Source organism: Amycolatopsis sp. NPDC003731, assembly GCF_053586895.1.
In genome coordinates, this window is the sequence record NZ_JBSFNC010000009.1 from 20,315 (window position 1) to 33,933 (window position 13,619).

General features: G+C 72.8%; 14 protein-coding genes. 6 read left to right on the forward strand and 8 right to left on the reverse strand.

The window, feature by feature from the left end; translation table 11 throughout:
* The first annotated feature begins 39 nt into the window (after window positions 1-39).
* Window positions 40-1,068, forward strand: coding sequence for a M48 family metallopeptidase (locus ACWDN5_RS05835; protein WP_449674840.1), 1,029 nt, complete (start codon window positions 40-42; stop codon window positions 1,066-1,068).
* An 838-nt stretch (window positions 1,069-1,906) separates the two neighbouring features.
* Here the strand turns inward: ACWDN5_RS05835 and ACWDN5_RS05840 are convergent.
* Window positions 1,907-2,623 carry an LON peptidase substrate-binding domain-containing protein gene (locus tag ACWDN5_RS05840; RefSeq protein ID WP_449674842.1) on the reverse strand — a complete coding sequence of 239 codons (717 nt, stop codon included), beginning with the start codon at window positions 2,621-2,623 and terminating at the stop codon, window positions 1,907-1,909.
* Window positions 2,624-2,663: 40 nt separating this feature from the next.
* Entirely contained in the window at window positions 2,664-3,296 is a 633-nt protein-coding gene (locus tag ACWDN5_RS05845; protein WP_310977160.1) for an NUDIX hydrolase, read from the reverse strand.
* 113 nt (window positions 3,297-3,409) lie between these two features.
* Here ACWDN5_RS05845 and nadA point away from each other — a divergent pair, with 113 nt between their 5' ends.
* The 4 genes from nadA (at window position 3,410) to ACWDN5_RS05865 (ending at window position 8,174) form a co-directional block, all read left to right on the forward strand.
* Window positions 3,410-4,420, forward strand: a complete 1,011-nt coding sequence (gene nadA / locus ACWDN5_RS05850; RefSeq protein ID WP_310977161.1) for a quinolinate synthase NadA — start codon at window positions 3,410-3,412, stop codon at window positions 4,418-4,420.
* A complete protein-coding gene (locus tag ACWDN5_RS05855; RefSeq protein ID WP_449674844.1) occupies window positions 4,417-6,060 on the forward strand; it encodes an L-aspartate oxidase in 1,644 nt (547 codons plus the stop codon). The genes nadA and ACWDN5_RS05855 overlap by 4 nt, the downstream gene beginning before the upstream one ends.
* On the forward strand, window positions 6,057-6,950 hold the full coding sequence (gene nadC / locus ACWDN5_RS05860; RefSeq protein WP_449674846.1) for a carboxylating nicotinate-nucleotide diphosphorylase: 894 nt from the start codon (window positions 6,057-6,059) through the stop codon (window positions 6,948-6,950). Before ACWDN5_RS05855 ends, nadC begins: the two co-directional genes overlap by 4 nt.
* Window positions 6,951-7,037: 87 nt before the next feature.
* On the forward strand, window positions 7,038-8,174 hold the full coding sequence (locus ACWDN5_RS05865; RefSeq protein ID WP_449674946.1) for a S8 family serine peptidase: 1,137 nt from the start codon (window positions 7,038-7,040) through the stop codon (window positions 8,172-8,174).
* 172 nt (window positions 8,175-8,346) lie between these two features.
* Here ACWDN5_RS05865 and ACWDN5_RS05870 read toward each other — a convergent pair whose 3' ends face one another.
* The 6 genes from ACWDN5_RS05870 to ACWDN5_RS05895 form a co-directional block, all read right to left on the reverse strand.
* Entirely contained in the window at window positions 8,347-8,700 is a 354-nt protein-coding gene (locus ACWDN5_RS05870) for a hypothetical protein (protein WP_310977164.1), read from the reverse strand.
* Entirely contained in the window at window positions 8,697-9,965 is a 1,269-nt protein-coding gene (locus tag ACWDN5_RS05875; protein WP_310977165.1) for an alpha/beta hydrolase, read from the reverse strand. The genes ACWDN5_RS05870 and ACWDN5_RS05875 overlap by 4 nt, the downstream gene beginning before the upstream one ends.
* The gene (locus tag ACWDN5_RS05880) at window positions 9,965-11,260 is read right to left on the reverse strand and encodes a WXG100 family type VII secretion target (protein WP_449674848.1); all 1,296 of its coding nucleotides are present in this window, start codon (window positions 11,258-11,260) and stop codon (window positions 9,965-9,967) included. The genes ACWDN5_RS05875 and ACWDN5_RS05880 overlap by 1 nt, the downstream gene beginning before the upstream one ends.
* Window positions 11,257-11,643 (reverse strand): hypothetical protein, encoded by a 387-nt coding sequence (locus ACWDN5_RS05885; RefSeq protein WP_086847144.1) that lies wholly within the window; start codon window positions 11,641-11,643, stop codon window positions 11,257-11,259. The genes ACWDN5_RS05880 and ACWDN5_RS05885 overlap by 4 nt, the downstream gene beginning before the upstream one ends.
* A 103-nt stretch (window positions 11,644-11,746) precedes the next feature.
* The gene (locus ACWDN5_RS05890; protein WP_003057455.1) at window positions 11,747-12,049 is read right to left on the reverse strand and encodes a hypothetical protein; all 303 of its coding nucleotides are present in this window, start codon (window positions 12,047-12,049) and stop codon (window positions 11,747-11,749) included.
* Between the two features lie 17 nt (window positions 12,050-12,066).
* A complete protein-coding gene (locus ACWDN5_RS05895) occupies window positions 12,067-12,411 on the reverse strand; it encodes a WXG100 family type VII secretion target (RefSeq protein ID WP_152603733.1) in 345 nt (114 codons plus the stop codon).
* A 217-nt stretch (window positions 12,412-12,628) separates the two neighbouring features.
* Between ACWDN5_RS05895 and ACWDN5_RS05900 the strand changes: the two genes are divergently transcribed.
* Window positions 12,629-13,618: a hypothetical protein gene (locus ACWDN5_RS05900; protein ID WP_449674850.1), complete on the forward strand. Its 990-nt coding sequence runs from the start codon at window positions 12,629-12,631 to the stop codon at window positions 13,616-13,618.
* Window position 13,619: the final 1 nt, after the last annotated feature.

A 13,619-nucleotide genomic window follows, 5' to 3' on the forward strand; every position in this document is an offset into this window, starting at 1 on the left:
CCTAAGGTGGTGTCCGTCACCTACAGGGGGGAACCAACAGTGACCGAGGACATCGAGGTTTCGCGGCACAACGCCGTCCGTTTTCCCGGCATCAGCCCGCGCGCGTACGAGCACCCGGTGGACCGCGGCGCGCTCGCCACGTTGCGTGCGGTGCCGGGCTTCGCCCAGGTCGTCAAGGCGGTTTCGGGCTTCTACAACGAGCGCGGCGAGCGGCTGATGGCGCTGGCGTCGTCGATCCGCGTCGGGCCGAAGCAGTACCCGGAGCTCGACCGGCTGCGCCACGAGTGCGCCGAGACGCTGGACCTGCCCGCGGTGCCGAACCTGTTCGTCTTCCAGGATCCGCGGATCCGCGCGGAGACGGTCGGCATGGACGAGCCGTTCCTCCGCGTCAGCACCGGGCTCGTCGAGCTGATGAACCAGGAGTCGCTGCGGTTCGTGATCGGCCACGAGATGGGGCACGTGCTGTCCGGGCACGCGGTCTACCGCACGATCATGGTGCGCCTGATCGGGCTGCAGCTGGCGATGTCGTGGACGCCGGTCAGCGCGATCGGCATCCGCGCGATCATCGCGGCGCTGCGCGAGTGGTTCCGCAAGGCGGAGCTGTCGTGCGACCGGGCGGGGTTGCTGTGCAGCCAGAACCCGACGGCGGCGCTGCGCGCCCAGATCCAGGTGGCGGGCGGCATCGACCCGGCCCGCATCGACGTCCCGTCGTTCCTGCAGCAGGCGGCGGAGTACGAGTCGGTCGAGGACATCCGCGACAGTTTCCTCAAGCTCAAGTCGGTCGAGACGGAGTCGCACCCGTTCGCGGTGGTCCGCGCGGCGCAGCTGCAGAAGTGGGCGGCCTCGGAGGACTACCGGGCAATCCTGGCGGGCGACTACGCACGCCGCGACGCCGACACCCCGTCATCGGACTGGAAGGACGACTTGAAGTCGGCGGCCCAGTCGTACAAGGAATCGTGGAACTCGTCGACGGACCCCCTGACGAAGGTGTTCAGCGACGTCGGCGAAGCGGTTTCGGGCGCGGCGGGCAAGGTGTGGAACAAGTTCGGCAACGGCTCCGGCTCCTGACCACCGCTTCCGGCACGGTTGTCCTCAACTCCGCTCGCGTGTGGACAACTGCGCCGGTCTGCCGCAATTCCGCCGGTTTCGTGGGTGGGGGCCGATAGACTGGATCGGGGTCAGCCCCCAGGGACGGGTGGGGCGTGTCAGGCGGGCGCTCTGTCAGATGCCTCATCGGCCTGGAACGCGTGGTGACGTACGGACTTGCACCCCGCCCAGACTTGCCCCGCCGCCCCGATCCGAAGCCAGCACGCGGACGGTGGTGCCGGGTCAAGGCACGCTTTCCCGCCTTGACGCGGTGCTACCGGCCGTGGTGACAATCGTGGCTTCGGGGTGGTGGGCACCGGGGACCGCCCGAGTCGGCTGCACCTCCCGGGCAGGGACCAGTCAACGGACCCATTTCCACCACAGCAGCAGCGGCTGGCTTCGCCGGAGCGGGTGGGGCCCGCCAAGGCCCGCTGGTGCGGGTTGCCGGCGCTCGTCGAAGGTCGCGAATGACTCATTGGGGACCTCGGACGTCTCGAATGAGTCATTCGCGGCATCGCCGGCGCGCCCGCCGCCCGAGAGCAGCCGCACCCTTTCCTGCTGGCTCCGGCGAAGCCGGAGCCAGCAGGACCTCACCGGCCGGAACGGGACGTTGACGCCGGGCTTGCACCCCGCCCAGACTTCCCCCGCCACCCCGATCCGAAGCCAGCACGCGGTACCACCGTCCGTAGTGACAATCCCGGCTTCGGGGTGGCGGGCACCGCGCAGACAGCTACAGCTCCGGGCCGAGACCAGCAAACCGCTTCGACCGCAGCAGCACCGACCGAACTTGCCGAAACCCTGCGCGAAGACCGAACCCGGCTCAGTTCAAACTGGCCGGTCGGCTCAAATCCGTCAGCTCCCCGGGCGGCAGCGGCACCGCGCCCAGCGTGTTCAAGAACCCGGCCTCCCGCGTCAGAAGCCGGCACGCGATCCGCAGCCGGCGCAGCGGGTGGCGTTCCTCCAGCAGCCTCTGGCGGTCCTCCAGCGGCAGCAGGCAGTCCGCCGCCAGCACGTACGCCAGCTCGGCGATCGTCGTGTCGGGTTCCGGGGCGTGCCAGTCGTCGCTGCGCCAGGCCGTTTCGCAATACCTCTGGTGGGCCGCGCGGGCGACCGTCGCCAAGCGGTCCGCCATGTCTCCGGACGGGGCGACCGGGTCGTCGTCGAGCCACTCCACCGAGGCGATCAGGTACGGGGCCGACACGCAGTCCAGCTCGCGCAGGCGGAAGCGGCGCTGGGCCTGCGTCACCACGTCGAACCGGCCGTCCGGGAGGCGCTTGGCCTCGCGCAGGATCGTGCTGCAGCCGACCTCGTGCAACTGGTCCAGACCACGGACTTCGCGGGTCAACGACGAGCGCAGGGCGACCACGCCGAACTCGCGGCCCGGCACCGTTCCGCTCATCAGGTCCGCCGTGAGCTGCCGGTACCGCGGTTCGAAGATGTGCAGCGGAAGCTTGGTGCCGGGCAGCAGCACGGTCTGTAGCGGGAACAACGGCAGGATCGTCGTCGTCGCGTCACTTTCCGATTCCGGCTCGGTCACGCGTCCACCGTAAGGGCAGAACGCTTCCGGCGCAGGATGGTCACCGGTTCGGCGGCTTGAACACCGCGAACGGATCCGTGATCTGCATGCCCTTGCCGGCGAAGGAGAACAGCGCCGCCGGCCGTCCGCCCGAGCGGCCCGGTGGCGCCGTGTGACCGGTCGGGACCAGCAGGCCGCGGCGGGACAGCACCCGCTGCAGGTTGGTCGCCGAGACGCGGTAACCCAGCGCCGCCGAATACAGGCCGCGCAACGCCGAAATCGTGAACTCGTCGGGCGCCAGCGCGAAGCCGAGGTTGGTGTACGACAGCTTCGAACGCAGCCGGTCGCGGGCGCGCAGCACGATCGCCTCGTGGTCGAACGCCGTCCGCGGCAGCGAAGCGACGTCGTGCCACTCCGTGTCCTCCGGCACCTCCGGGTCGACGTCGGACGGGACCAGGCCGAGGAACGCCGTCGCCACCACGCGCGGCCCCGGGACGCGGTCCGGCGCGCTGAACACCGCGAGCTGCTCGACGTGCTTGAGCTGACGGACGTCCACCTTCTCGGCGAGCTGGCGCCGGATCGACGTCTCGACGTCCTCGTCCGGCCGCAGCCGGCCGCCCGGCAGCGACCAGCGGCCGAGGTGCGGGTCCAGCGCCCGGCGCCACAGCAGCACCCGCAGTGTGTCCGAGCGCACTTGAAGGACTGCGCCCAAAACCTCGTGGGCCAGGGGGGCCTGGGTGTTAAGATGACTTCGCACGGTTTTCGATTGTAAGGCGAAAACCGGAGACAGGTCCAGGAGGGCCAACCATGACTTCGACGCTCGAACAGGACCTCACCCCCTACGGCGGGGTCGAGGCGAACGCGGCCTGGGCGGAGGAGGTGCGGCGCCTGGCGAAGCAGCGTGACGCGGTCCTGCTCGCGCACAACTACCAGGTTCCGGAGATCCAGGACATCGCCGACCACACCGGCGACTCCCTCGCCCTCAGCCGCATCGCGGCGAGCAGCGACGCCTCCACCATCGTCTTCTGCGGCGTGCACTTCATGGCCGAGACCGCGAAGATCCTCTCGCCGGAAAAGACCGTCCTGATCCCGGACGCGCGGGCCGGCTGCTCGCTGGCCGACTCCATCACCGGCGCCGAGCTGCGGGCCTGGAAGGCCGAGCACCCGGGCGCGGTGGTCGTGTCCTACGTCAACACCACGGCCGAGGTCAAGGCCGAGACCGACATCTGCTGCACGTCCTCGAACGCGGTCGACGTCGTCGCCTCCATCCCCGCTGACCAGGAAGTTCTCTTCCTGCCGGACCAGTTCCTCGGCGCGCACGTCAAGCGCGTCACCGGCCGGGAGAACATGCACGTCTGGGCCGGCGAGTGCCACGTCCACGCCGGCATCAACGGCGCCGAGCTGGCCGAGCGCGCGGCCGAGGAGCCGGACGCCGACCTGTTCATCCACCCCGAATGCGGCTGCGCGACCTCGGCGCTCTACCTGGCCGGCGAGGGTGCCGTGGCGCCGGACCGGGTCAAGATCCTCTCCACCGGCGACATGGTCCACGAGGCCCGCGACACCAAGGCCAAGACCGTCCTGGTGGCCACCGAGATCGGCATGATCCACCAGCTCCGCAAGGCCGCGCCGGACATCGACTTCCGCGCGGTGAACGACCGCGCGTCCTGCCGGTACATGAAGATGATCACGCCCGCCGCGCTGCTGCGGTGCCTGCGTGACGGCCTCGACGAGGTGCACGTCGACGTCGAAACCGCCGCCAAGGCCCGCGCTTCGGTGCAGCGGATGATCGAGATCGGGCAGCCCGGCGGCGGCGAATGACCACGCCGGTTAATGACCCACGGGCGAAAACCCCGGTTTGGGAAGCTCGTGCCGACCTGGTCGTGATCGGCAGCGGTGTCGCGGGGCTGACCGCGGCGCTGCGCGCGCAGGCCCTCGGGCTGCACGTCCTGGTGATCACCAAGGCCGCCGTCGCGGACGGCAACACGCGCTGGGCCCAGGGCGGCGTCGCCGTCGTCCTGGAAGACCAGCACGACCTCGACGACTCGGCCGCCAAGCATGCCGAGGACACGCTGACCGCGGGCGCCGACCTGTGCGACGAGCCGGCGGTGCGCTCGATCATCGACGGCGGCCCGGCCGCGGTCGCCCGGCTGCGGGCGGACGGCGCGCGGTTCGACGTCGCGGCCTCCGGGCTGCTCGCGCGAGGCCGCGAAGGCGGGCACAGCGCGTTCCGCGTGATCCACGCGGGCGGCGACGCGACCGGCGCCGAGGTCGAACGCGCGCTGGTCGCGCAGGCCGGGCAGGTCGGGGTGCCGGTGCTGGAGCACCACATCGCCGTCGACGCGCTGCGCACGCCCGGCGGCCGGGTCGCCGGGGTGACGGTGCTCGACCGCCACGGCGTGCCCGGCGTCGTCCGCGCCGCGGCCGTGCTCGTGGCCAGCGGCGGGCTCGGGCAGCTCTACCAGGCGACGTCGAACCCGGAGATCGCCACCGGCGACGGGCTCGCCCTCGCGCTGCGGGCCGGCGCGACCGTGGCGGACATCGAGTTCGTGCAGTTCCACCCGACGGTGCTCTACACCCCGGGCGCGCGCGGCCGCTGCCCGCTGGTCACCGAGGCCGTGCGCGGCGAGGGTGCGACGCTGGTCGACGGCGCCGGGCTGCCGGTCATGCGGGGCGTGCACCCGCTCGGCGACCTCGCGCCGCGGGACGTCGTCTCGGCGGCGATCACCCGGCGGATGGGGACCGCGCCCGGCGGCGTCGACGACCACGTCTTCCTCGACGCGACCGGCGTCGCGGGCTTCGCGCAGCGGTTCCCGACCGTCTTCGCGGCGTGCGCGGCGCTGGGTCTCGACCCGGCCGTGGACCCGATCCCGGTCACCCCGGCGGCGCACTTCTCCTGCGGCGGCATCGTGACCACTGTGGACGGACGCTCGTCGGTGGCCGGGCTCTACGCGGCCGGCGAGGTCGCGCGGACCGGGCTGCACGGCGCGAACCGGTTGGCGTCCAACAGCTTGCTCGAAGGCCTGGTCGTCGGGCAGCGGGTCGCCGAGGCCGTCGCGGCGGACCTCGCGGCCGGGCTGCTGGCCGATCCTTCGCGGGGGCGGCTGCCTTCGTGGACGACCGCGCCCGCCGCGGACCGCGACTCCCTGCAGCGCGTGATGAGCCGGTACGCGGCGATCGGCCGGGACGCCGACGGCTTGGCGGCCGCCGGTTCGGTGCTCGATCTGTCTCTTTCGGACACTCCGTTGTGGACGCACGCGGCGGTCGAGGACGCGGCGCTGACCGTGGTGGCGCAGGCGCTGCTCGCCGCGGCCGTCCGGCGCACCGAGTCGCGGGGCTGTCACGTGCGCACCGACTTCCCGGCGCGCGACGACGGCCGGCGACGCAGCCAGCTCATCCGGCTCAGCCCGTCCGGCCAGCCCGTGCTGGCCGACCCGATCCCCCTGGAAGGCGTGGCATGACGTTCCCGATCTCCGAACCCGTCCGCCGCCTGATCGCGGCCGCGGGGCTCGACGTCGACGACGTCGAGCGCGTGGTTTCCACGGCGCTGGGCGAAGACCTGCGGTACGGGCCGGACGCGACGACGGCGTCGACGGTGCCGGCCGACGCGACCGCGGTCGCCGAGCTGACCCCGCGCGTCGACGGCGTCGTGGCCGGGCTGCCGGTCGCGCTCGCCGTGTTCGACATGGTCCTGGGCGACGGGTACGAGGTGCTCGCTCGGCGCGAAGACGGCGACCGGCTGGTCGCGGGGGAGCCGGCGCTCGTGCTGGCCGGGCCGGTGCGCGGGCTGCTCACCGCCGAGCGCACGGCGCTGAACCTGCTGTGCCACCTCTCCGGCGTCGCCACCGCGACCGCCGCCTGGGTGTCCGAAGTGGACGATACGGTGTGCGCGATCCGGGACTCCCGCAAGACGTTGCCGGGGCTGCGGCTGCTGCAGAAGTACGCCGTCCGCTGCGGCGGCGGGGTCAACCACCGGCTGGGTCTCGGCGACGCGGTGCTGATCAAGGACAACCACGTCGTCGCCGCGGGTTCGGTGACGGCGGCGCTGGCCGCGGCCCGGGCGCACGCCCCGGAACTGGCCTGCGAGGTCGAGGTCGACACCCTCGCGCAGCTGGAGGAAGCGCTGGCCGCCGGGGCGGACGAGGTGCTGCTGGACAACTTCACACCCGAGCAGTGCCGCCGGGCGGTCGCGCGCCGCGACGAAGTTTCGCCGAAGACGCGGCTGGAATCCTCTGGTGGACTGACCCTCGACCGTGGTAAGGCCTACGCACTGTCCGGTGTGGACTATCTGTCGGTGGGCGGGCTGACCCATTCCTCGCCGGCACTGGATCTCGGCATGGACCTTCGCTGAGGCGGTCGTCCGGGCTAGACTGGCGGTGGCGGAATCCCTTTTCCGCCACCGTCTTTCGGTTCGGGGGTGCGGGTGCGGTTACCGGCGGTGCTTGCGGTGGCGGGCCTTGTGGCGGCGTCGGGCGTCTTCGGTGCGCCGGCCGCCTCGGCGCAGGGGTGCGCGAACCCGTCCGGCACCTACGCCGGTGACGTCCCGTGGGGCCTGCGCCTGGTCGACCCGGCGCGGCTGTGGCCGCTGACGCGCGGCGACGGCCAGCTGGTGGCCGTGATCGGCACCGGCGTCGACGGGCAGAACACGCAGTTCGCGCCCGGCCAGCTCGAAGGCGGCCCCGGCACCGAGCGCACGGACTGCGACGGCCGCGGCACGATCGCGGCCGGGATCGTCGGCGCGCAGCCCGATCCGGCGACGACGTTCGCGGGGGTCGCCCCCGGCGTGCGGCTGCTGCCGATCCGCTACACCACCGGCGACGGCGGTGACCCGGCCGAACTGGCCGACGCGATCGACCGGGCCGTGGACCGGCGCGCGAGCGTGATCCTGGTCGCGGTGCCCGCGGCGGTCGACAGCCCGGCGTTGTCGGGGGCGGTCGCGCGGGCGCGTGCGGAAGGCGCGGTGGTCGTCTCGGCGGCGTCGGCGACCCAGCAGGGCGCGCGGACGTACCCGACGGCGACGTCCGGAGTCCTGGCGGTCGGCTCGGTGAACCCCGCGGGGGAGCCGGTGCAGACGGAAGCGGGGGACTACGTCGGCGTCGCGGCGCCGGGAGCGGAGCTGGTGAGCACGTCGGCGGGGGCGGGCGGCGCGGTGGCGCACCGCTGGCCGGTGACCGACCCGGGCCTCGCGGCGGCGTACGTCGCCGGGGTCGCGGCCCTGGTGCGGGCGTACCACCCGGCGCTGTCGGGCGACCAGGTCGTGACCCGGCTGACGCTGACGGCCCACCGGCCGCCGTCCGGTGGCCACGATCCGCGGCTGGGCTGGGGAGTCATGGACGCCTACGCGGCGGTGTCCTCGACCCTGCCGGCCGACGTCCCGCCGCCGGGCTCGGTTCTTCCGTCCGCTTCCTCGCCGATGGTGGTCCCGGCCGCGGCCCCCGCCCCCCGCCGCTCCGACGTCCCGGCGGGCACGATCGCCCTGGCCGGGGTCGCCTTCGCCGCGGCCGCCGGCGTGACGGTGGCGGCGGTCCGCCGAGCCCGCCGCCGAGGCTGGCGCCCCACCCGCTTCACCCCGTAGGCCGTGTCGACCCCCCAATCACACGTGTCGACTGTTCAATCACGCGTGTCGACCCTCGGATCACGGGCTTGGCCGGTCGGCTGGCGTGATCCGCGGCCGGGATTCGCGTGATTGGAGGGTCAACTCGCGTGATTGGAGGGTCGACTCGCGTGATTGAAGGGACGACACGGCGTCAGGCGGGGACTGGGCGGGTGGAGCCGATGATCGTCACCGGGCCGGCGATGTGGATGGTGAAGTCGGCGCCGTCGCGGGTGAAGCGGGTGATCTGCTCGCGGGGGGTGCTGCGGTCGTGGGATTCCCAGCCGTCGCGGCGCAACGCCGGGAGGAGCGTCGTCAGGGTGGTTTCCGGGGCGGCCGGGTGGTCGACGCGGACGCCGTACTGCCAGCACAGCAGGTGGCCCGGGGTGGTGGGGTCGCAGTCGAGCTCGCCCGAGAGCGTCGGGTCCGCGGGGCCGCCGAAGGCCGCCGCGACGTCGTCGATCACCGTGGTCAGCTCGGCCGCCAGGCGGGTCAGTTCCGGCGTCATCGGACGTCACCGCCCGAGGTGAGCACGCGGTACATGTTCGTCCACGAATCGGAGCCCGGCTTCAGCACGTCGTTGTGGGATGACACGCCCCAGAGTGCCGCACCGGACGCGTCGTTGCCGGTCGGCAGCTCCGTCACGCCCGGGAAGACGTCGGGGTCCGCGCCGTGGCCGATGCCGGTCCACTCCAGGCCCCACGCGTTGCCCTGCGCCACCACGATCGGGTCGAGCGGGGCCGTCATCGAGAACCGCTGGACGCCCGCCTGGCTCGCCGGCAGGTCGGCCGGCGACCACACGCCGTGGCCCATGCCCGCCGACTCGACGTGCAGGACGCGGTCGACGTCGAGGCCGTGCGTCTCCGCCAGCCCGACCGTCGCGCCGCCGTAGCTGTGCCCGATCGCGGTCAGCGTGACGCCGGAACCCGCGTGGCTCGCGATCTCGCCGCGCAGGTCGTCGGCGAAACCCTTCAGGTCCGGCGCCATCGCCTGGGCGTACGCAGCGTCCGGTCCCTGCGCCACCGGGCCCTGCGGGAACACCCCGTCCGCCCAGACGACGACCGCCGTGCGCCCGGACGGGTCCGCGGCCACCAGGCTCCGGCCGAGACCGGCGTAGGCGTCGAAGTTCGCCATCTGCGTGTTGACGCCGGGGACGAACAGCCCGACGTTCCGCGTCCCCGGCTCGATGTGCCCGACGAGCTCGGCGATCCGGCCGTTGCCCGAGGGGTCGAACCGGAGGATCTGCCGGTTGTTGGCCAGGATGTCCTCGTACAGCTTGATCCGCGCCTGCGATCGCGCGATGTCCCCGGCGTCGGTCGACGCGGCCAGCCGCAACCGCTCGGCCGTCAGCGCGTCGGTGACCTTGACGCGGTTGTCCGCGATCGCGTGCGCCCACGTCCCGGTGTCCGCCGAGCCGCCGATGCCGGCGGGATTTCCCGCGCGGGGCAACGGATCCTCCGGCATGAGCGCCCGGTACATCGCGGCGACCTGCGCGTCGGTGCGCCGGTAGCCGGCGGCACACGCGGTGAGTCCACTTTGGATCGTCCGCAGCCGGGACACGCTCGACTCGAGCTTCGCGCCCAGCTCGGTCATGGTCTTCTCGAACGTCTTGGCCGCGGCGGCCGACTCGCTGACCTGGCCGAACGCGGCGGCGGGCAGCTTCTCGCCCGCCACCGCCGCCTGCGCCGCACCCAACGCGTCCGCACGCGAGCCGGACTCGCCCGCCTCGGTGTCGAGGCGCGCCGGGGCGACGCGGTAGCCCGCCGCCGCCATCAGACGCTGTCTTCGCCGATGACCGGCGGCGCGACCGGGGCCGACTGGCCCCAGACGTTCTCCGTCTCCACCAGCCATGCCGGGATCCGGCGCCCGGAGCCCATGTCCCCGCCGCCGCCCATGCCCATCGGCATCATGGGCATCATCGGCATCGCGCCCTTGGCCGCCGACGCCGCCGCGGCCCCGGCCGCGCCACCCGCGAGGCCGCTCAGCGCGTTGCCCGCGCCGCCGTCGCCGGCCAGGCCGGAGTGCGCCGCCGGGACTTCGCCGGGACCGGTGAGCCCGCCGCCGACCGGGACCCCGCCGCCGCCGAGCGAAGGCGCGTCCCCGCCGCCGATCGGGATGCCGCCCCCGGCACCGCCTTCGACGCCGGCCCCGCCCCCGCCGAGCTTCGTGCCCGGTGGTTCCTCCTTGCCGTCCTTGGGGTCCTTGCCGCTCGCCCACGACGGCACCTTCGGCATGATCGACCCGAACCGGCCGAACGCGGCCGCCGAAGCGGCGGCGAGCCCGGCGGTGAACATGTCGCCGAACAGCGGGTTCGACGTCGGCACGGTCGTCCCCGGCTGGGTCGTCGTCCCGCCACCGGGCAGCGGGTGCCCGTCGGTGGGGGTCACGACGACGCCGCCCCCGGTCATGCCGTTGCCGACGAGCCCCGGCGAACCGGCGCTGCCCGCACCCCCGCCGGCCGGCGGCACCGGCGGCGTCTGGACGGCGTTCGGCGACGCCGGGATCGACTCCTCCGCGGCGGTGTACTCGCCGGCGAGCTGGGTCATCACGACGATCGCCCGGCCGTGGGCCGAGCCCGCGGCGTTCGCGGCGGCCTGCTGCGCTTCGACGTTGGCGATGGCCTGCTGACGCTGCTGCGCCGCGGCCTGCACGACCGCGGGGGAGGCGTCCGGCGGCAGGAGCGGCGGGTTCACCGCGAGCGCGACGTCGGCCGGGGCGACGTCCGGCACCGAAACCGGCGGCGGCATCTCCTTCTTGGCCTTGACCAGCGCGTCGGCGGCGTCCCCGAGCGTCACGTTCATCGCCTCCGCGGTCTGCGCCACCTTCGAGATGCCGTTCGCGAGGTCGATGATCATCCGCTGGTACTGGTCGGCCGCGCCACCGGTCCACTGGTCCTTGAACTCGGTGAGCTCCGCGTTGAGGTTGTGGGCCTGCTCGTGCAGGTGCAGCGCGGCGGACTTCCACTTGTCGGCGGCGTGCCGCGCGCTGTTGGGGTCGCCGGCCTGCAGCATCGCGTACAGCTGCTGGTGGCTGTACGCGGCGAAGTTCGTGTGCGCGGTGTTCGTCATCCCTTGCGGCTCCCGTCCGTGTCTCCGCCGCCCAGCAGGCCCAGGACCGGGTCGAGCAGGCCGGTGACGGCACCCGAAGCGTGCAGGTCCCCGGCGACCGACTGGTCGGCGTGCTGGTACCCGTCGGCGACCGTGGTGGTGACGTCCTGGGCGAACCCGATCGCGCTGCGGACCTGGTCGAGCAGGCCCTGCATCTCCGAGACGGCGGCGCGGTGGGCATCGGCCAGCGACCCCGCCTCGCCGAACTCGCCGAACAGCAGCGGTTCCTCGCCGAGGGTCAGCAGGAAGTCGTTCGGTTTCGACATCGCGTGGATCTGGGTCTCCAGCTCCCGCACGAAGTCCTTCAGCGATTCCAGGTGGACGTAGTACGACTGGTCTGGCATCGGTCCCGGCTCTCTGGCGCGATGGGGCTGACATGGGGAAAGCCGGTCGGCCGGTGCGAGCGGGGGGTTTCCCGCACCGGCCGACCGACGTCTGGGGCGCGGGTCAGCCCGCGAACAGTCCCTGGTTGCGGTTTTCCAGCGACTGCTGGAGGTCGTGCGCCTCGCCGACCTTCCCGCCGAACTGCGCGATGATCGCGACGATGTCCGCGGTGGCCTGGCGCAGGCGGGTCTCCGCCTGGCGGGCGGCGTCACCGGCGGAGCTGCCGGAGGCGTACCAGGTCGCGGTGATCGGCTGCAGGTTCTGGTGCAGCTGCTCCAGCTGCGAGGTGAGCGCCTTGGCCTTGGCGGCCAGGGATGCCGAGCTGTGCTGCAGCGCGGCGAAGTTGATTTCGACGACGTCGGCCATGGTGGGCGTCCTCTCGGTCAGGGGTTGAGGCGGGGGAGCACGCCCGAGCCCTCGAGGGTGTTGCCGACCCCCTGGAAGCTCTGGTGGACGTCGGCGTCGCCGCGGCCGTAGTTCGCGTGGCTGGTGTGCACGAGCTGCGACATCGTGTCGAGCTCCTTCACCGCGGCGGACATCTTTTCCTGCAGCCGGCGCTGGAGGTCCCAGAAGGCCACGGCCTGGTCACCCTTGTAGTTGCGCAGCGCCTCGGTCAGCTCGGACTCCAAGCTGGCCATCGTGGACTTGGCGTTCGTCGCGGTTTCCTCGAAACCCTGGACGGCGCGCGTCATGGCAGCGGAATCTGCCTGGAATCCCGGACTGGACATCGACGGGCCACCTCCTTCCTGAAGCGAATACCCCTGGCGCGGTGGTCCGCGCGGTGTGAAAGTCACGCTAGAAAAGAGGCCAGTGTGGTCAAACGGCACAACTGCCGGTCGCGGTGACGGCACTATTACCCACGCGAGTGGGGGTAGGGCGCTCCCCACCCCGGTCCGGTGGTGCGCTCCAGTGTTTCCCCACCGCTTCCGCGGCACGCTCGAGACCATGGCAGACAAGGGAAATCCGCTGGTCACGCTCCGCTCGTGGCACCGCCCGCTGGTGGTGCTCGCCGGGGCGATGGGGGTGCTGTGCGCGGTCTCGCTGCTCGGGCTCCTCTTCGATGATCGCACGCTGGTCAACGCGCCGATCTGGCTCAAGCCCTTCAAGTTCTCCGTGTCGATCGGGCTGTACGCGCTGACGCTGGCCTGGCTGCTGACGCACGTGCGCCGCGCCCGCCGGACCGGCTGGTGGTTCGGCACGCTGTTCGCCGTCGGCATCGGCCTCGACTTCGTGCTGCTGGTGTGGCAGATCGTCGTCCGCGGCCGGACGCTGCACTTCAACCAGTCCACGCCGATGGACGCCGCGATCAACAACGTCGTCGCGGGCGGCGCCTACACGGCGTGGTCGATGACCGCCGCCGTCGCCGTCCTGCTGCTGTTCCAGCGCATCCCGGACCGCGCGCTGCGCTCGGCGCTGCGCTGGGGCACCGGCCTGGCGGTGGTCGGGATGTACGTCGCGACGCTGATGTTCTCGCCGACGCCGGCGCAGCAGGCGACGCTCGAGGCGACCGGCAGGTACTCGACGTTCGGCGCCCACTCGGTCGGTGTCGACGACGGCGGCCCCGGGCTGCCGGTGGTCGGCTGGAGCACGGTCGGCGGGGACCTGCGGATCCCGCACTTCGTCGGCATCCACGCGCTGCAGGTGCTGCCGCTGGCCGCGTTCGGGCTGCTCCTGCTGGCCCGCCGGTACCGGGTGCTCGAATCCGACGTCGTCCGCCGCCGGCTGGTCCGGACCGCGGGCGCGGGCTACCTGGGGCTGATCGGGCTGCTCACCTGGCAGGCCGAGCGCGGCCAGTCGATCGTCCACCCGGACTTCTGGACGCTGGCCGCGGCCACCGGCCTGATCGCGGCGGTCGCCGTCGCGGGCACGCTGTCGCTGCGGTCGCTCCCGCGGGAGGCGGTCGTCTCTGCCGAAATTCTGAGATCCGCCCGGTAGA